This window comes from Nocardia spongicola (genome assembly GCF_047200775.1).
Taxonomy (GTDB): Bacteria; Actinomycetota; Actinomycetes; order Mycobacteriales; family Mycobacteriaceae; genus Nocardia.
The window spans coordinates 850197-868831 of the sequence record NZ_JBJZOO010000001.1 but is presented as its reverse complement, the minus strand read 5'-3'; the positions used below and the strand labels follow the sequence as shown (position 1 = coordinate 868831).

Here is an 18635-nt window from a genome sequence, read left to right as displayed (position 1 = left end):
CTTCACCCTTCCGGTGCTCGCCCCGGGTGGCCGGGAGTCCATTTTTTCGCTGCCACATCATCCGCTCTTCTCCGATGCTTGTGCAATTCTGAAACTGAATCTAGCATCAGAAATGTATCTGAGAAACCGGTCCGAGGAGCCCGCACGATGGCGATGATGACCAGATCCCAATATCTCGCCTCGCTCGACGACGGTCGGCGGATTTTCGCCGACGGTCGTGAGGTGCGAGACCTTGTGAACCATCCGCTGTTCGCCACAGCGATCAAGCGAGTGGGTGACGGTTATGCCGCACACCATCGATCGGAGGGGGATGCGAGCGGTCCGTATTTCCAGATCCCCTACAGCAGAGGGGAGTTACGGGGTCTCCTGGAGACCCTGCTCGAATGGGACATGGTCACGGTGACGACATCGCAAGGGTTGATGGCGTTGCTGACCGCCGCGGCAAGAATGCGCTCGACCTATCCCGAGTACGCCACGCGGATCGAGGCATACTTCGAATACTGTCGCGCCAACGACCTGCGATGTGTCCAAGCCATCACCGATGCCAAGGGCGACCGCAAGCTGTCCCCTGGTAAGCAGCAGGATCAGGACGTCTACACCCGTATCGTCGAGCGACGCCCCGACGGAATCGTTGTGCGGGGTGCGAAATTACACATCTCCTCGGCCGCGATCAGCCATGAGTTGATCGTGATGCCGACCAAGAATATGAAGCCAGGCGACGAGGACTGGGCTGTGGCCTGCGCGATCCCGGTCAACTCCCCTGGGGTGCGGATCGTCAACACGAACTATGCCCCGATGAGCAGGCCGCAGGACTTCCCGCACAGCTCGGTCGACAACACCCCGGAGGGCTTCATCCTGCTCGATGATGTGTTCGTCCCCAACGAGCGGGTCTTCCTGGCAGGCGAGACCGATCACTCCGCGACATTCGCGCATGCGCTCGGTCTATGGGAGCGGCTCGGCGGGACAGCCCATCTGGTCGAGATCGGTGACACACTGGTCGGTCTCGCCGAGCTCATCGCGGAGGCCAACGGCACCGAACGGATTTCGCATATCCGCGAGAAGATCGCCGAGATGGTCATCTACGCGACCCTGGTCCGTGCCGGCCTGGAGGCAGCCATCGCGAATGCCGAGCCGAGCCAGGAGGGCTGGTACTTCCCCAGCGAGTTGTTCACCAATGCCGCCAAGCATTTCGGCGCGGCGGAGTTCAGCAAGATGGTCCGGCATCTGCACGATATCGGCGGTGGGGCGATCGTCACCGCGCCGTCGCTGGCGGATCTGGAACATGATGAGGTCGGCCCGCTGATTCGTAAGTACATGACCGCCGCCGATGGCATCGACGGTGAATACCGGACGCGGCTGTTCCACGCGATTCGCGATTACACCGCGGACGCGTTCGGTGGCTGGCAGTTGGTCACCATGCTGCAGTCGGGCGGCGGACTGTATGCCCAGCGCTTGGTGGCGCGTAAGCACTACGATATGGAAAAGGCCAAGCAACTCGGTCGCAAGGTCGCGGGGCTGGTATGACCGCGGCCGATATCCCGACCGATCTCACCGGTTTCGGTCTCTTCCTGCGCGACCGGCTCGCCGGGCTGGTCGAGGAGTTCGCTCGCGCCGAGGACGTGGATCATACGGGTGGGGATCGCATCGCCGCCGTCGAAGAACTGCGGGAAGGCCATGAGGAGCAGGTGCGGCTGGTCAGACGGTTCCAAGCCGCGCTGTTCGACGCGGGCATCGCGATCCCCAGCGGCGCCGTGGAACACGGCGGTATGGGGCTGACGCCCGCACACGACATCGTTCTCGACACCGTGCTCGGCGATATGGGATTCCCCTCCAGGGAAGCGTTGTTCGTCGGAATCAACATCGTCGGGCCTGCGTTACGGTGGCACGCCGCCCCCGCGCTTCGCGAGAGTGTCCTGCCCGCGCTCTATCGCGGCGAGACCGTTGGCTGCCAGTTGTTCTCCGAACCCGGCGCGGGCTCCGATCTCGCCGGGGTGAGCTCACGGGCGGTCCGCGACGGTGATCACTGGATTCTCACCGGTCAAAAGGTATGGACCTCGATGGCGCATCTCGCCGATGTGGGCGAGGCATTGGTACGGACCGACACGGCCGCGCCCAAACACGCAGGCCTGAGCATGTTCCTGGTCGATATGCACGCGCCAGGAGTGACAGTGCGCCCGATCCGGCAGATGACCGGCGGCGCCGCCTTCAACGAGGTATTCCTCGACGGGGTGCGGGTGCCCGATAGCCATCGGATCGGCGATATCGGTGCGGGCTGGCGGGTGGCCAACACCAGTCTCGGCTCGGAGCGGAGCATGATGAGCGGTGCGGGTGGGCCGGTGACCCCGTATGTGCTGGAGCGGTTGACCGCGTTGGTGCGCAGGCTCGGGGTGGAGGCGCAGCCGGAACATCACAGTCAGCTGGCACGTACTGTCGCCGCCGTCGTAGCGATGCGCGCGGCGGCCACATTGAGTCCAGGGTCGTGGACGCATCAGCTCGCGCCGGTGTCCGGATCTGTGCTGAAACTGCTCATGGTGCGAGCAGCCGACGAGATCGCCCGATTGGCCGCGGCGGTCTTGGGTGAGCGGGCGTTCATCGACTTCGGCGAGCCGGACACCTTCGCCTGGTCCGAATTCGTGCTCGGCGTCCCCGCATTGCATATCGCGGGCGGCACCGACGAAATCCAGCTCAATGTCATCGCCCAGCGGGGCCTCGGATTGCCGAGGCCACCGAAACCCGACTCGATCGCCACATCGAGTCAGCATGTCAACAAGGGACAAGTCTCATGGAATCATTCGTCCAGCACCGCCGCGGACGGACCCCACGCCGGATTCACCGCGATGTCGAACACCTCAAAGATGACGAACTCGGTCGATACGGTTTCACCGGCCGAACCGCGCACCTCTACCGGCGCAACGACCCAACGCAGTTCCGGGTCGAGGGCGACCTCAGGCCCCTCGATGCCCAGACCAACGAACTGATACCGACCGACTTCGGCGACCGTGCCGGAGAGCCGTTGCTGCTGTTCCACAACGACGACTGTCGGATCCTGCTGAGCAGGCGCGGTGAAACCGCCCCCTATTACACGCGCAATGTGGACGGCGACGAACTCGTTTTCGTGCACGAGGGCACCGGTCGCTTCGAGACCGAATTCGGCCCGCTGCCTTACCAGCCGGGTGATTATGTCTACCTGCCGAAGGGGACGACCTACCGCCAGGTGCCGCAGGAACGGTCACATCTGCTGATCATCGAGGCCACCGAGGAATTCCGGGTGCCGGAGCCCGGCCCGCTGGGCCGGTTCTTCCCGTTCGATTCGGCATTGGTCGTGGTCCCGGAGGCCGAGGCTTTCGAAGAGGACGGCCGCGACGAGTACGAGGTGCGGTTGCGGCAGCGCAACGGGCGGACTTCGCTGTTCTACCGGTTCAACCCACTGGACGTCGAGGGATGGAAAGGTGACAACTTCCCGTTCGCCTTCAATCTCGCCGACTACGACGTGCTCACCTCCGACAGCGTCCACCTGCCTCCGACCGTGCACTTGTTCATGCAGGCGACAGGCGTATACGTGATGAATTTTCTGCCCCGTCCCGCCGAAGGAGTGCCTGGGGTCGAGCGGCTTCCGTGGTACCACCGCAATGCCGACTTCGATGAGATCGCCTTCTATCACGCGGGCAACGTATTCGGCGTCGATATGCCGGTCGGCCTCATCTCACATGCGCCACAGGGCATCCACCACGGAATTCCCGAACGCGCCAGGGAGCGGTCGCGGCGGAGGTTCGGTGAGGACACCAGGGTCGAGTGGACGGTCATTTCCATTGATACCCGGCATCGGCTGATCCCAGCCCCTGGGATTGTCGCAGCGGCAACAGCAGAGGATACGAAAGAGGTTCAGGCGTGAGCACACGGGTGTACGACTACGAGCGGATCCCGTACCTGGTGGTCTTCGAGGACGATTCCGCCTACCGCGACACTTATGGTGGCGTCACAGAGAACGTGGTGCTCGAGAGTTATCTGCTGCGGCCGAAGGGGGTGCCATCGGACACGGTGATCGTGTTCATGCACCCGATCGGGGGAGGCGCTTATCTGCCGATGAGCAATGCCTTGCCACGCGCCGGACATCATGTCATCTACTGCAACAGCCGTTATCGCGGTGTCGACAGCGCGTTGATCATGGAGAAGGTTGTCCAGGATCTCGGCGCATGCGTCAAGGACGCGCGGGAGCGGCTGGGCTACACCACGGTGATCCTTGGCGGATGGAGCGGTGGCGGCGCACTGTCGCTGTACTACCAGCAGCAAGCCCAGCACGCGACCGTGACGCGCACACCGGCGGGAGAACTCCCCGATCTCACCGCGCTCGATCTGCCCGCCGCGGACGGGATGATGCTGCTTGCCGCGCACATCTCCCGGCACGCCACGCTCACCGAATGGATGGATCCGTCGATCCTCGATGAACAGGATCCGACCAAGCGGGATCCAGAGCTGGATCTCTACAACCCGGCGAACCCCAACCAGCCGCCGTACACCGGAGAATTCGTCGAGCGCTACCGGTCCGCGCAGATCGCGCGCAATCGCCGGATCACCGCATGGGTCAAGGAAACTCTGGCGGAGCTGCGCGCGAGTGGGGAACCGCTGATGGAACGGGCGTTCACGGTGCACGGCACGATGGCCGACCCACGCTGGCTGGATCCGACTCTCGATCCGAACGACCGGGTACCCGGCCGCTGCTACCTCGGCGACCCGCGGATCGTGAACATGGGCCCGGTCGGGCTCGCCAGGTTCACCACGCTGCGCAGCTGGCTCTCGCAGTGGAGCTTCGACGACGCCAATGGCGACGGCATCCGCTGCGCGGCAGATCTACAGGTGCCGACGCTGGTCATCGGCAACCTGTCGGACGACGCCTGTACCCCGAGCCACACTCGGCGTCTTTTCGATGCGGTGGGCCATCCCGATAAGACGTTGCGTCAGATCAAGGGGGCCACTCACTATTACGCGGGTCCGCAGCAACGTCCGTATCTGCGGCAGGCGGTCGAGACCATCACCGCGTGGATGGGGGAGCGGTCGTGGACAGCCGGATGACCGGTGGTCCGGCCTGGCCGGACCCTACGGTGGACGGCGCGGTTCGTGCGCATGCGGCCGCACGCCAGGACGATATCGCGCTGATCGGGCCCTCGACCACTCTGACCTGGCGCCAACTCGACCTGGCGGCAGGCCGGGCCGCGGCGATCATCGCCGCGACCCACGAAACAGGCGCGCGAGTCGCGTGGCTGGGACACAACGATGTCGGCTATCCCATCACCCTGCTCGGTGCGTGGCGCCGCCGTGGCGCGCTGGTAGGGCTGAATTGGCGGTTACCCGACCAGGATCTGGCCGTAGTGTGCCGTGCGGTGGGTTGTACCCATGTGTTCAGCAGCGCGGAATTCGCCGACCGGGCCGAGGCGATCGCAGGCCCCGGGATGCGGGTAGTGGTGGTGGATCAGAGCACACCCGAACCGTGGGCAGGTGACGAGATCGCGGCTCGGCTCGAACCCGCCGCCGACGATCTGGCCTTGATATTCTTCACTTCCGGTTCGACCGGCAGACCCAAAGCTGTTCCGCTGCAACGGCTCGGCGTGGAGATCGGCGCCACGACGCCGACGGCGCACCGGTTCGATCTCCGATCGCGTCTGCTGATCGTGCCCCCTGTCTTCCACCTCGCCGGTGCTTACTGGGCAGAGTACGGCCTGCTGTACGGGATTGCGCAGGTATACCTCGCCGATTCCGCGCCTACCGCGATCGTGGACGCGTTGCGCGAATACCGGATCACGCATGCGGTATTCGTGCCGACGCTGATCCGCTCGCTCATCGACGAACTGCGAGCGAATCCCCGTGCGTTACCGCACTTCCGGCACCTTGCCTATGGTTCGGCATCGATTACGGCCGCACTGTTGCGTGCCGCTGTCGAGGTCTTCGACTGCGAATTCTGCCAGATTTTCGGTACGACCGAGGCCGGGGGTGTGGTGAGCTTTCTCGAACCAGCGGACCATCAGCTCACCGGTGCGCACACCGGCAGGCTCGCTTCCGCGGGTAAACCCGCGACCGGTGTACGGGTACAAGTCCGAGACCCGCGTACCGGAGCGGAAGTCCCGGCGGGCGAGTCCGGTGAACTCTGGTTGCGGACACCGTCCATGAGCCATGGTTATCTGGGCCTACCCACCCAGAGCGCAGCGGTTTTCGTCGACGGATGGCTCAATTCCCGCGATATCGGGCACCTGGACGAGGACGGATACCTGTACATCGAGGGTCGATCCGATGACATGATCATCACCGGCGGTGAAAACGTGCACCCCGACGAGGTCGAGGGAGTGCTTGCCGAACTGCCGAATGTCGCCGAGGCGGCGGTGTTCGGATTGCCCGACGAACTGTGGGGTCACACGGTGTGCGCTGCCGTCGTGGCCTACGACTCGGAACTCACCGCGGACGAGATCATCGGTTATTGCCGCGAACGGATGGCGGGCTACAAGGTGCCACGTGCGGTGTTCTTCCTCGCCGACCTGCCGAAGACAGCTACCGGGAAGGTCGTGCGTGCGCAGTTGCCCGAGTTCTTGGCCATTGCTCTTGGGGACGATACCGGGCTATGAGTGAGCGAACTATGGAACCTGATCTGAGCCGAGACGAGATCCGTCGCGCGATCCGCGAGTTCTCGACCGAGCGGCCAGGAGTCGCCGAGGTACGCGCCTTTTTGGACGCCGATCCTCGCCGCGAAGAGGCCGGGTTCGACCGGTCGAATTGGACGATCCTCGCCGAACAGCTCGGTGTGGCGAGCTTGGGTGCGCCGGAGTCCTGGGGCGGACTCGGCCTCGGAGTGGATTACCTGGTCGCGGCGATAGAGGAGTGTGGCGCCGGTCTCTACCCGGGCCCGGCCCGGGCGGCACTGCTCATGGCCTGGGCACTTGGCGGTCTCGACCCGGACTCGGTAGATCCGGATATCGCCGAGGTCGTGCGGCGTTTCCTCATGGGTGCGGCTGTTCCCGGTGCCCCGCTGCTCGATGCTGTGGAACTCCCGGAGTGCTCGATGGGCAGGCTACGCGGCACCGCGACGGCGGTTACGCACGGCGCGGTCGCCGATCTCGTGGTGTGCCCGGTGCGCACTCCGGATGGCCTCGCGGTCGCGCTTGCCGTTGTCGACCCGGCGGCCGAGCGGATTGTCCGTCCCTCGGCCGACCCGAGTACTCCGGTCGCCGATATCAGCTTCGCCGCCGCACCCGCAGTGCTCGTGACCGAGCCCGCCGATGTCATGGGAACGGAACGCTTCGCGACGGTGCACCGGCTGCTGTGCGCCGCCGAACAGGTCGGCGGCGCCGAGGGCTGTCTAGCGGCGATGGTCTCCTATGCGAAGGTGCGTCAGCAATTCGGCGCACTGATCGGCAGCTATCAAGCGATCCAGCATCGTTGCGCCGCGACCGCTGTCACGATCGCCTCGGCCAGGGCGCTGGTCGCGGCCGGTGCCACCGCGGCGGCGCGGGACGGCGACGTGGTGACAGCGCGGCAGCTGAGCCTGCTGGCCGGGGCCGAAGCAGGGGAGTGCGCCAACGCCGCCGCCGACAGCTTCATCCAGATCTCCGGTGGGATCGGATTCACCTGGGAGCACGACGCCCACCTGTTCTATCGCCGGGCCCGCACCGCGGCGACAATCGGCGGCACTCCGGAACGCCTGCGCAGCCTCGCCGTCACAGCGGGTTGTGCGGGACTGCTGGTCACTGCCGCCACATAGCTCGCGTTCGAAGGAGCGACAGTGCCCACACCCAGGATGGCCGGACCGCATGCTGACGAGAGGTATCCATGAAGAGAGAGTTGTACGGCGCGACGCACGATGATTTCCGGCGTAGCTTCCGACGCTTCGTGGAGATCGAGATCGCTCCGAATCACGAGAAGTGGGAACAGTCCGGGCGTGTCGATCGGGAAATGTTCCGGAAGGCGGGCGAATACGGATTTCTCGGTATGGCAGTACCGGAGGAATACGGTGGTCTCGGACAGGACGATTTCCGGTTCAATGCGATCATCGGGGAGGAACTACAGCGTGCCGGGGTGATCGGCTCCGGTATGTGCCTGACTCTGCACAATGACGTGGTGCTGCCGTATCTGCTCGGCGCCACCGATGAGCAACAGCGTAAACGTTGGCTACCCGGTATGGTGACCGGCGAGATCATGGGCGCGATCTCGATGACCGAGCCGGGCGCGGGCAGTGATCTCGCGGCGTTGCAGACCAGCGCCGAGCGCGACGGCGACCACTACATCCTCAACGGCGCGAAAACCTTTGTGACCAACGGGCTCAACGCGAACTTGTACGTGGTGGCGGTCCGCACCGATCGCACCGAACGCCATCGCGGCATCAGCCTGATCGCGGTCGACGATTCGACCCCAGGCTTCAGCAGAGGACGGCATCTGGACAAGATCGGCCTGCGCAGCCAGGACACCGCGGAGCTGTTCTTCGATAATGCCAGGGTGCCTGCCGCGAACCTGATCGGCGGCGAAGGCCGAGGATTCGGGATCCTGATGGACAATCTGGCACAAGAGCGGCTTGGCCTTTCGGTGTCGGCGATCTCCGCCGCGGGCTCGGCGCTGCGCTGGACCGTCTCGTACTGCGCCGAGCGGGAGGCATTCGGACAGCGGGTGCTGGATATGCAGAACACCCGGTTCACGCTGGCCGAACTGGCCGCGCGAGTGGACGTCGCACAGGTTTTCGTCGACCATCTGATCACCCTGCACGGTCGAAACGAGCTCACCGCCGTTGACGCGGCCAAGGCGAAGCTGATCACCACGGAACTACAGCAGGCCGTGGTCGCACAGTGCCTCCAACTCCACGGTGGTTACGGCTTCATGCGCGAATACCCGATCGCGCGCGCATATCTGGACGCGCCGATCCAGTCGATCTTCGGCGGGACGAACGAGATCATGCGTGAGATCGTCGGCCGAACCCTGGAGCAGACCTATCGGGAGGAGCGATGAGCGGCGAAATGCGGGATGCCTCATCAGCGGTGGGAACGAACCGTAATCCCCAGTGTCGCGCTTGCGATACGCCGACGTAGCCGCCACGGCAGAGCTTCGAACAGCAAACGCATCGCCGTCACCGTACCGCCGAGATCGGTGCGCCCCGACAGATACGCGCGCTGGGCGGCCGCGGGCAGCGTGAAGAACGTGTCGAAGAACAGCGGAATGTCTTCAGGTGGTAGGGCGAGCAGCGCACGCAGCCCTGCTTCGCGTAGCCGCTGGACGGCACGCGCCTGGGCGGGCCATATCCGCAGGCCTGCCACCATCGCATCGGCTGAGGTCAGGGCGGCGCCCACGCTGTATCCGGTCGCTGGATGCAGGAATCCGCCCGCCGCGCCGAACCGGTCTCGGCCCGGTCTGCCGCCCTGCACCGGAAAACGGACGTGCTCAACGGTTTCGGTGCCGGTGAGCCGGATGCCCCTGGAACGCAACCGGTGCCGCAGCCGCGCTCGCAGACACGTACCGGAGAGCGCGGGCTTGCCGGCCAGGCAGGTCTCCTCCAGCAGCATGCGTCCATCGCCGAGTGGTACAGCGTAGAGAAACGACCGTGCCGCATCGGCAGGCGCGCCGTTATCGGCCCGCCAGTCCATGAACAGCGGGTCGAGACCCGCGGCGCGTCCGGTATCCACGATCAGGCCGTATGCCGTCTGCTCGGCTCGTCGCGGGGAGCGCGCGAGGCCGCGCGCATCGATTACCCGGCCTGCGGTGAGTTCCGTACCGGATGCCAGAATCACTCGCTCGTGCGCGATCTCGACTGCGTGATCGGTGATCACCCTGGCACCGTCCACCGAAAGCGACGATTGCAGCCTGCCGGTATCCAATACGGCGTAGGGGCGGTCCACTACGTGTGCCTGCGTGCCCCACACCATCGGCCGGGAGATCGTCGTGGCGACGACATCCGATACCAGCCAATGCGGCAGTTCATCGGCCCAGGCCGCATAGGTGGCTGTCCAGGTACGCCGCGGTGCTGGATCCACCACGGTAACCGTGAGCCCGCGGGCCAGACCACGATGCGCGATGGCGCGACCGGCCGGGCCGAGACCACAGATGAGGAGGTCCGTTGTCATGTCATCTCCGTCCGGGTCCGCGCTGGGGTGTCTCGGTGCATGCGCTCGAGCCTTCCATGTGCTCGTCCGCCAGGAGCACGGTAGCCGTGGCGGTGTATTCGGGCCGAGCGTTCCGGTGCGGCAGCCGGGTGGGTGCCCGCGAATCGGCCCCTGATGGGGCTTCGAGTACGGAAGATGTTCTCGCTCAGGGATTTTTCCCGAATATTGCTAGGATTTCGGACTGGCGACGTCCGGTGCCACGACAGTGGGAGGTGTCCGGGGGCCGGGGTGTGCCGAGAGGCGGCCGGATAGTGGCACCGCGAATGCCGGACGGCGAATGCGGCGACAGGAACGAGTGAGGGGTAAACGCAGTGTTCGGATTGACCAAGCGAGGCAGCCGGTGGATTCTGGCCGTGTTCGCGGTGCTCGCTGTGGCGATGGGTACGTTGAGTGCGACGCTGTTCGACAAAGTGCAGGGCGGTGGTTACATCGACCCTGGCAGTGAGTCGAGTCAGGCGACCGAGGTGCTGCGGGACACCTTCGGCCAAGCCCCGCCGAATCTGGTGCTGCTGGTGCAGACTTCCCGATCGGTGGACGATGAAGCCGTATCCGCCGCCGCGCTCGATCTGGTGGCCGAATTGGAGGCGGTTTCGGGTATCGCGGGGGTCGCTTCGTACTGGACCACGAAGTCGCAGGCGCTGCGTAGTACCGATGGCACCAAGGGGCTCGTCGTGGCCAGCATCCTCGGTTCGGAGGCCGAGGTCGATAAGCGGGTCGGTGCTATCGCCGACCGGTTCGGCGGTACCCACGGACCGCTCGAAGTACGGGTCGGTGGGTACGCGATGCTGCTGCACGAAACGGTGCGGCAGAGTGAGAAAGACGTCATACTGGGCGAATCCATCGCATTCCCGATTACGTTGGTCGCTCTGCTGCTGGTCTTCGGCAGTCTGGTCGCGGCTGCCCTCCCGCTGCTCATCGCCATGATCACAGTGATGATCACGATGGGGACGCTGTGGTTGATCGCGAGTGTCACCGATCTCGCGGCGACCGCGACCAATGTCGCCACCTTGCTCGGACTCGGCCTCGCGATCGACTACAGCCTGCTGATCATCAGCCGCTATCGCGATGAGCTGGTCGCCGGGCGGCAGCCCGCTGCCGCTGTGCTCGTGACCATGCGTTCGGCGGGGCGTACCGTCGCGTTCTCGGCCGTCACCGTCGCTGTCGCGCTGTCGGGCCTGCTGTTCTTCCCGCTGCTGGCCGTCCGCTCGATGGGTTACGCGGGTCTGGCCGTCGCGGCGATCGCCGCGACGGTATCGCTGACCGTGCTGCCCGCGATGCTGTTTCTGCTCGGCACCAGGATCGACAGCGGACAGTTGTGGTGGTTCCTGCGCGCATCCCGTCCTGCCCCCGGCGAGGGCGCATGGCATCGTCTGGCCCGGTTCGTGATGATGCGGCCGGTGCCCATCGGGCTCGCGGTGACCGCGCTGTTGCTCACCCTCGGGGCGCCTTTCCTCGGCGTGAAACTCGGCTTTCCCGATGAACGTTCGTTGCCGGAGTCGATGAACACCAGGCAGGTCAGCGAGACGATTCAGCGCGATTTCGCCGCTACCGAGCAGAACGGGCTGTTCGCGGTGCTGCCGGACAGCGCGTACAGCGCGGCGGGATTGGACGCCATCGCCAGGCAGCTGTCGGAGATCGAGAACATCCGCCGGGTCGATACCGCCACCGGCAGTTACAGCCATGGCGGATTGCTCGCCCCGCCCACCGCGGCCGATGACCGCTTCCGCGCGCCGGACGCCGTCTACCTCACGATGATCCCCGATACCACCGATCCCGATGTGCTCGACCGGATCGCCGATGAGGTGCGTGGGGTGCCCACCGCATCGCCGATGCTGGTCGGTGGGGTGGCCGCGGCGAACGCGGATGCGATCGACGCGGTGGTCTCGGCGTTGCCGTACGCGCTCGTCTTCGTCGTGCTGATCATGGTGATCGTATTGTTCCTGCTCACCGGAAGCGTGGTGCTGCCGCTGCTGGCGGTAGTGCTCAGTGTGTTGAGCTTGACCGCTACCTTCGGTGCGTTGGTCTGGATCTTCCAAGACGGCCATCTGTCCGGATTGCTCGGATTCACTGTCACCGGCGATCTGCCGCCCACGGTTCCGGTCATGCTGTTCGGCGTCGCCTTCGGCCTCGCCATGGACTACCAGGTATTCCTGCTGGCCCGCATCCGCGAAGAGTATCAACGCACCGGATCCACCGCGCTGGCCGTGACCTCCGGTCTGGAACGGATCGGGCGGATCGTCACCGCGGCAGCAGTGCTGATCTCTCTGGTATTCCTCGGCTTCCTCGCCTCCGACATCACCTTTATGAAGGCGTTCGGTATCGGTCTTCCGCTCGCTGTACTGGTGGACGCGACCTTGGTGCGCGGATTCCTGTTGCCCGCGGCGATGGAACTGCTCGGTGACCGGAACTGGTACGCGCCGGGACCGCTGCGTGCTCTGCACCGGCGTTTCGGTATCGAGGAGGGATCGGCCGATATCGCGGTCGGCGATCACGACAAAGGACGGCAGCCCGCCCTGCGCTGATCCGTGATGTGGTAGCCGGACCGGATCCGGTGGGGCCCCGCGGGCAGCCCGCACCGGATGGGACGGCCGCTCGGGCCGCGGGAAGGTGAAGGTGATGACGTATCTTCCCGGCCACGGATTCGGTCGCGGTGCAAACGATTACGGGAATCCGGGTGGCCCACCGCACGCATCGTAGTTGGGTGGGCCCTCGTCGCGGGGGCATACCCGACGGCGGCGAGGAAGTGCCACCGTCCCCGCTACCGAAGCGGTCGACGAACAGACAGCCGAGAATATCTGCCCTATCGCCACGCCGATATACTCAGCGCACTGGCGTTCCGGTAGGGTCCGCCGACCGCATCGGTACCGCGGTGTTGCCGCGTAGCGGGGTCAGAGACCGCCGGTGGACAGGAGCCCGCCGTCCACCCGCACCGTTTCCCCGGTGATCCACGCGGCCTCATCCGAGACCAGGAACCCGATCAACCGGGCCACATCCTCCGGGGTGCCCAACCGCTTCATCGGGTAGCCGCGTGCGGCGCTTTCCTCATCCTCCGAGTACAGCGCGTCGGCGAATTTCGTCTTGACCACCCCCGGCGCGACCGCGTTCACCCGGATATTCGGGCCGAGCTGCCAGGCGAGTTCCCCGGTGAGGTGGATCAGCGCGGCCTTGGAGGCGCCGTACGCGGCGATCACCCCGGTCGAGCGGATACCGGCCACACTGGCCACGTTGACCACGGCACCGCCGTGTTCGCGCATCCACGCCTGATATGCCTGCTGGAGGTAGCCGAGTGCGGCGACCACGTTCACATCGAAGATCTTGCGTACCGCGCCGAGGTCGGCATCCATCAGCGCACCGAACACCGGATTGATGCCGGTGTTGTTGATCAGGATATCCAGCGAACCGAACTCCGTGACCACGCGCTCGACCGCCTCGGCCCGGTCTTCCTCGACCCCTGAGTTCCCCGCAAGGGCGATGACCTGCCCTTGGTGTCCCAGCTCGCGCAGCTCGGCGGCTGCCTGCTCCAGCGGATCCTTCTTCCGCGCGGTGATCAGCACGTTCGCGCCGCGGCTCAGCAGTTCCGCCGCGACCGCCTTGCCGATACCCCTGCTGGCCCCGGTGATCAGAGCGCTCTTACCCAATAGATCGGTACTCATGACATCGCACGGTAGCGTAGCGATACGCGATTGCCGTTACCGCCGTCACATGCGGGCAATGGGGCGGCCCCATGTCGGCCTGCGGAGTTCCACTGTGCTCCGATAGTGGGGAGGTGTCTTGTCCACCGGAACGCGAGTACGGCGTTCCGCACGACGCGAGACTCGTCTCCGGCCATCTGATTGCCGCGAGTAGGGCTCGGTGTGCAGTAATCAGACGGGCAGATCGATAGCCTGTCGTTACAGATCAGCCAAACGCACGGGCAGAACCTTGTTGGGAGTGTCCACCATGCGCCTGACCCTCTTTGTCAATCCCGAACATCCGCCTGGCGACCCGCTGGCCACCCGGCTGGCCGAGCACTTCGAGCAGGTCGCCATCGCCAGGGAAACCGGCTACGACGGGGTGGCGATCGGCACCCATTTGAACTACGGGTCGGCGGCCTGGTTACCACCGTTTTCGACGCTGACGCACCTGGTTCCCGCCGCAGAGGGAATGTCGCTGTCGACGTGCATGCTGGTGCTGCCGTATCACCACCCGTTGCACGTTGCGACCGAGGCCGCCTTCCTCGACGTACTCACCGGCGGCCGTTTCACACTGGGAGTGTCGGCAGGTTGGGCGAACGACGAGTTCCAGTTGATGGGCATCGACCGCCGCGAGCGTATCGGACGCTTCGCCGAGTCACTCGATCTCGTCAAGCGGCTGTGGACGCAGCAGGGTGTCGACTTCGACGGGCGCTACTACCAGGTACGCAACGCCACGCTGGCACTGCGGCCCTTCGCCTCGCCGCGCCCTCCGGTGTGGCTGGGTGGCAGCGTCGAACGATCCGTCCAGCGGGCCGCCGAGCAGGCCGACACCGTGCTCGGCGACAGCTGGGTGGCGTCATCGCATCTGGTCGACTCGGTGATCAGGCAACAGACCGAGGTGTTCTGGAATCGGCTGGCGGAGCTGGGAAAACCACGCCCGGCGGATTTTCCGCTGCTGCGCAATATCGTGGTCGCCGAAGATCGCGCCACCGCCCTGCGCGACGCGGTGCCTTACCTGCAGGCCAGCTACAAGTTGTTCGATAAGTGGGGGCTGTTCACCGAGGTGATCGGGGATCCGGGTGCGGCAGACGACGTCCCCGAGTTGCTGGCAGGCCGGGTGATCATCGGCTCGCCCGAGCAGTGCGCCGAGGAGTTGGTGGCGTTGGCGACGTCCACCGGGTTTACCCGGCTGGTGGCCCGGGTGCAGTGGATGGGCATGCCGCAGTCGACCGTGTGCCGAACAATCGAGCTGCTCGCTCAACAGGTTCTGCCCATGGTGCAGAGCGCGCTGCGCTGAGCGCCTCGGCTATCCGCAACGCACCTCGAATCGGAACGGCGGAGTCGTGGTGTTCGCAGGGTCCGTACGATCGGTACCGCGGATCGTTCCGCTGATGATGTAGGCGCCGCCGTCGAGGCCGACGACATTGTTTCGATGCGCTGTTCAATGGTGGCAAGCCGCTCTCGGCGGGGACGGTATTGTTCACTTCGAATCAGTTCTGGAGGAATACGTGGCACATTCGAACGATTCTGCAGACGATATCGGTGGTGCCGGACGCTTGATTTCGCATGGGGCGCACGAAGGCGTCGGATACCAAGAAATAATAGAGTCGATGAAGCCCCGTTTGCGGGCGGCGGGAGATTTACCCGGAGCCACGGTCGATCAGCAAATCGCCCTGTTGGAGCAGTTGGCTACGTTCGACCTCGGCCGGTTCCTGTTGGAGAACCGGGGCCTGAACGCGTATTGGACACACCAGCTGATCACCTCCCCACCCGGTACTCGCACTGCGCGAGACCCGGACGACCTGGAGTATCGAATCTTCGAGACGATGCCGTTGATCAACGCCTCGCGGGAACGTTTCGATATCTTCCGGCAGCAGTTGCAAAAGCTGCTCAGCCCGGGATCGATTATCGCTTCGATCCCGTGCGGATTGATGGCGGAACTGCTGCTGCTCGACTACGACGGGCTCGATGACGTCACGCTCATCGGTATCGACCTGGACCGAGCGGCCCTGGACGCGGCGCTGGCCTTGGCAGGTGAACGAGGACTGGCCGATCGCCTGTCGGTGCGTCGTGCGGATGCCTGGGCGACCGGCTTGAATGCCGAGGTCGACGCATTGGTCAGTAACGGTCTCAATATGTATGAGCCCGATGACGACCGCCTCACCGCGCTGTACCGTTCGTTCTTCGATTCGTTGAAGCCAGGTGGAACACTGATCACCAGTATCATCACGCCACCGCCCTCGGTTTCGGCGGATTCGCCGTGGCGTATGGACGAAATCGATACGGACTCCTTGGCCCTCCAGGATGTCTTGTTCACGCGGCTCATCGAAGTGAAGTGGAACAACTTCCGTACATACGCCCGAACTCGAAATCAATTGGAACAAGCCGGGTTTTCCGATATCGAGTTCATCGACAACCGTACCCGGATTTTCCCGACTGTTATCGCACATAAACCACGCTGATGTCATCTCGGTCTCGATCGTGCCGACCCTTCGTCGTGGTGTGATCGAAACCGGAGATCTGTTCGGTGACTCTCGGGACGGCCGCGGTACCGGGGCTGTGCGCCTATTACACCCCTCGATCGGCTTCTTCCCAGACTTCTGGTCGGTGGATCCCGGATCGTTGCGGTAGGTCCGGTGGATGGATCGGCACCGTGCGCGACCCGAATACGGTCGGCCATCGTGACACGGTGGCCACCGGCCCGCGGCAACATCGAGGTGCGCGTCGTTTCCGGAGGGCTGGAATGGGGGTGGACGGTTCACTCCGGGTAAAATCGGTGGTTCTTGTGCGCATCGACCGCACAATCGAACAGAACCACGATCCGCGAGGAGAATTTTGTGATCACCGCGACCGACCTGGAAGTCCGGGCCGGAGTCCGCACTTTGCTGTCGGCCCAAGGACCGGCGCTGCGGGTGCAGGCCGGCGACCGGATCGGACTGGTCGGGCGTAACGGTGCTGGTAAGACCACCACATTGCGCATTCTGGCCGGCGAGGGCGAGCCGTACGCAGGCAAGATCCTACGCTCCAGTGAGGTCGGCTATCTGCCGCAGGATCCGCGCGAGGGCAATCTGGACGTACTGGCTCGTGACCGCGTGCTGTCCGCCCGCGGCCTGGACACGCTGCTGCACGAGATGGAGAAGCAGCAGGCGTTGATGGCCGAAGTCGCCGACGACAAGGAGCGCGAGAAGGCGGTCCGCAAATACGGCAGGCTCGAAGAGCGCTTCTCCGCTCTCGGCGGCTATGTCGCCGAGAGCGAGGCCGCGCGCATCTGCCATAGCCTCGGATTACCCGATCGGGTGCTCGGCCAGTCGTTGCGCACTCTCTCCGGTGGTCAGCGCCGCAGAATCGAACTGGCGCGTATTCTGTTCGCCGCCTCCGACGGCAGCGGCGGGCGGTCGGACACCGTCCTGTTGCTGGACGAGCCGACCAACCATCTCGACGCCGATTCGATTACCTGGTTGCGTGGTTTCCTGCAAAACCACGATGGTGGCCTGATCGTGATCAGCCACGACGTGGAACTGCTCGCCGATGTGGTGAACAGGGTCTGGTTCCTGGACGCGGTGCGCGGTGAAGCCGATGTCTACAACATGGGCTGGAAGAAATACCTGGATGCGCGCGCTACCGATGAACAGCGCAGACGCCGGGAACGTGCGAACGCGGAGAAGAAGGCGGGTGCGCTGCGCGCACAGGCGGCCAAACTCGGCGCGAAGGCCACGAAAGCGACTGCGGCGCAGAACATGGCCAAACGCGCCGATCGCTTGCTCGCCGAGCTCGACGATGTACGGGTCGCGGACAAGGTCGCCAGGATCAAGTTCCCCGAGCCCGCGCCCTGCGGGAAGACGCCGCTGATGGCCGAGAATCTCACCAAGGCCTACGGCTCGCTGGAGATCTTCACCGGTGTCGACCTCGCCATCGACCGAGGCAGCCGGGTGGTGGTACTCGGTCTCAATGGTGCGGGTAAGACCACCCTGTTGCGCTTGCTGGCCGGGGTCGAGCAACCAACGGCGGGCGGACTTGTGCCCGGTCACGGCCTGAAGATCGGGTATTTCGCGCAGGAGCACGACACTCTCGACGATAACGCCACCGTATGGGAGAACATCCGCCACGCCGCACCCGACGCGGGCGAACAGGAGTTACGCGGGCTGCTCGGGGCGTTCATGTTCTCCGGTCCGCAGCTGGATCAGCCCGCGGGCACTCTCTCCGGCGGAGAGAAGACCCGTCTGGCATTGGCCGGTCTGGTCTCTTCGGCGGCGAATGTGCTGCTACTGGACGAGCCGACGAACAACCTCGACCCGGTGTCCCGTGAACAGGTGCTGGACGCGCTGCGCACCTATGCGGGTGCTGTGGTGCTGGTGACGCACGATCCAGGTGCAGCGGAGGCATTGTCTCCGGAACGAGTCATCCTGCTTCCGGATGGGACGGAAGATCATTGGTCGGCCGAATATTTGGAACTCATTCAGCTTGCGTGAGTTTCATCACAGTAACCCGTTGATCACCGCTCGCGGAATGCTTAGCCTGGAGGGATGCTGCTCGGCGACTCGGAGGAAGCCATGAGCGACAGGCCCACACAAGGTAAGACCACACTGGGTAAGGGCACGCGTGTCACCGGTAAGTCACGTGACCGCCTGCAAACTCAGTTGAAGAAGCAATACGAGGCGGGTGCGAGCATCCGGTCACTGGCGCGGTCCACCGGCCGTTCTTACGGTTTCATTCACAATGTGCTGGTGGAGTCGCATGTGCAGCTCCGCAGCCGAGGTGGAGCGAATCGCCGCAAGAGCCAATAGGGTCGGATGCGCATCGGTCCGGTTGTGCGTCGGCTCTCGCCGTCCGCATC

General features: G+C 64.7%; 13 protein-coding genes and 2 pseudogenes. 12 read left to right on the top strand and 3 right to left on the bottom strand.

What is annotated here, in order from left to right; translation table 11 throughout:
• The first annotated feature begins 156 nt into the window (after positions 1–156).
• The 7 genes and pseudogenes from ACL02S_RS03715 (at position 157) to ACL02S_RS03685 (ending at position 8979) form a co-directional block, all read left to right on the top strand.
• Complete coding sequence (locus tag ACL02S_RS03715) at positions 157–1524, top strand: 4-hydroxyphenylacetate 3-hydroxylase N-terminal domain-containing protein (RefSeq protein WP_412800825.1); 1368 nt, start codon at positions 157–159, stop codon at positions 1522–1524.
• Positions 1521–2696, top strand: a pseudogene (locus tag ACL02S_RS03710) (acyl-CoA dehydrogenase family protein); the annotation flags it as partial. The gene ACL02S_RS03715 and the pseudogene ACL02S_RS03710, both read left to right, overlap by 4 nt.
• A gap of 86 nt (positions 2697–2782) precedes the next feature.
• Positions 2783–3892 (top strand): homogentisate 1,2-dioxygenase, encoded by a 1110-nt coding sequence (locus ACL02S_RS03705; protein ID WP_412800824.1) that lies wholly within the window; start codon positions 2783–2785, stop codon positions 3890–3892.
• Positions 3889–5070, top strand: a complete 1182-nt coding sequence (locus tag ACL02S_RS03700; RefSeq protein ID WP_412800823.1) for an alpha/beta hydrolase family protein — start codon at positions 3889–3891, stop codon at positions 5068–5070. Before ACL02S_RS03705 ends, ACL02S_RS03700 begins: the two co-directional genes overlap by 4 nt.
• Positions 5037–6611 carry a class I adenylate-forming enzyme family protein gene (locus ACL02S_RS03695; protein WP_412800822.1) on the top strand — a complete coding sequence of 525 codons (1575 nt, stop codon included), beginning with the start codon at positions 5037–5039 and terminating at the stop codon, positions 6609–6611. The genes ACL02S_RS03700 and ACL02S_RS03695 overlap by 34 nt, the downstream gene beginning before the upstream one ends.
• Positions 6608–7744: an acyl-CoA dehydrogenase family protein gene (locus tag ACL02S_RS03690; protein ID WP_412800821.1), complete on the top strand. Its 1137-nt coding sequence runs from the start codon at positions 6608–6610 to the stop codon at positions 7742–7744. The genes ACL02S_RS03695 and ACL02S_RS03690 overlap by 4 nt, the downstream gene beginning before the upstream one ends.
• Positions 7745–7812: 68 nt before the next feature.
• On the top strand, positions 7813–8979 hold the full coding sequence (locus ACL02S_RS03685; protein WP_412800820.1) for an acyl-CoA dehydrogenase family protein: 1167 nt from the start codon (positions 7813–7815) through the stop codon (positions 8977–8979).
• Between the two features lie 23 nt (positions 8980–9002).
• Here ACL02S_RS03685 and ACL02S_RS03680 read toward each other — a convergent pair whose 3' ends face one another.
• Complete coding sequence (locus ACL02S_RS03680) at positions 9003–10088, bottom strand: lycopene cyclase family protein (protein WP_412800819.1); 1086 nt, start codon at positions 10086–10088, stop codon at positions 9003–9005.
• A gap of 350 nt (positions 10089–10438) precedes the next feature.
• Here ACL02S_RS03680 and ACL02S_RS03675 point away from each other — a divergent pair, with 350 nt between their 5' ends.
• Positions 10439–12649 carry an MMPL family transporter gene (locus tag ACL02S_RS03675; protein ID WP_412800818.1) on the top strand — a complete coding sequence of 737 codons (2211 nt, stop codon included), beginning with the start codon at positions 10439–10441 and terminating at the stop codon, positions 12647–12649.
• Between the two features lie 366 nt (positions 12650–13015).
• On the opposite strand, the gene ACL02S_RS03670 is transcribed toward ACL02S_RS03675, so the two are convergent.
• Complete coding sequence (locus ACL02S_RS03670; RefSeq protein WP_412800817.1) at positions 13016–13780, bottom strand: SDR family oxidoreductase; 765 nt, start codon at positions 13778–13780, stop codon at positions 13016–13018.
• Between the two features lie 286 nt (positions 13781–14066).
• On the opposite strand from ACL02S_RS03670, the gene ACL02S_RS03665 reads away from it, so the two are divergent.
• Positions 14067–15098, top strand: a complete 1032-nt coding sequence (locus tag ACL02S_RS03665; RefSeq protein ID WP_412800816.1) for an LLM class flavin-dependent oxidoreductase — start codon at positions 14067–14069, stop codon at positions 15096–15098.
• A 9-nt stretch (positions 15099–15107) separates the two neighbouring features.
• Here ACL02S_RS03665 and ACL02S_RS03660 read toward each other — a convergent pair.
• A pseudogene (locus ACL02S_RS03660) lies at positions 15108–15218 on the bottom strand (lipoprotein LpqH); the annotation flags it as partial.
• Between the two features lie 193 nt (positions 15219–15411).
• Between ACL02S_RS03660 and ACL02S_RS03655 the strand changes: the two are divergent.
• From ACL02S_RS03655 to ACL02S_RS03645, 3 genes are all read left to right on the top strand, one after another.
• Positions 15412–16263 carry an SAM-dependent methyltransferase gene (locus tag ACL02S_RS03655; RefSeq protein ID WP_412800815.1) on the top strand — a complete coding sequence of 284 codons (852 nt, stop codon included), beginning with the start codon at positions 15412–15414 and terminating at the stop codon, positions 16261–16263.
• Between the two features lie 375 nt (positions 16264–16638).
• Positions 16639–18270, top strand: a complete 1632-nt coding sequence (locus ACL02S_RS03650) for an ABC-F family ATP-binding cassette domain-containing protein (RefSeq protein ID WP_412800814.1) — start codon at positions 16639–16641, stop codon at positions 18268–18270.
• Positions 18271–18351: 81 nt separating this feature from the next.
• Positions 18352–18585 carry a helix-turn-helix domain-containing protein gene (locus ACL02S_RS03645; RefSeq protein ID WP_412800813.1) on the top strand — a complete coding sequence of 78 codons (234 nt, stop codon included), beginning with the start codon at positions 18352–18354 and terminating at the stop codon, positions 18583–18585.
• Positions 18586–18635 lie beyond the last annotated feature (50 nt).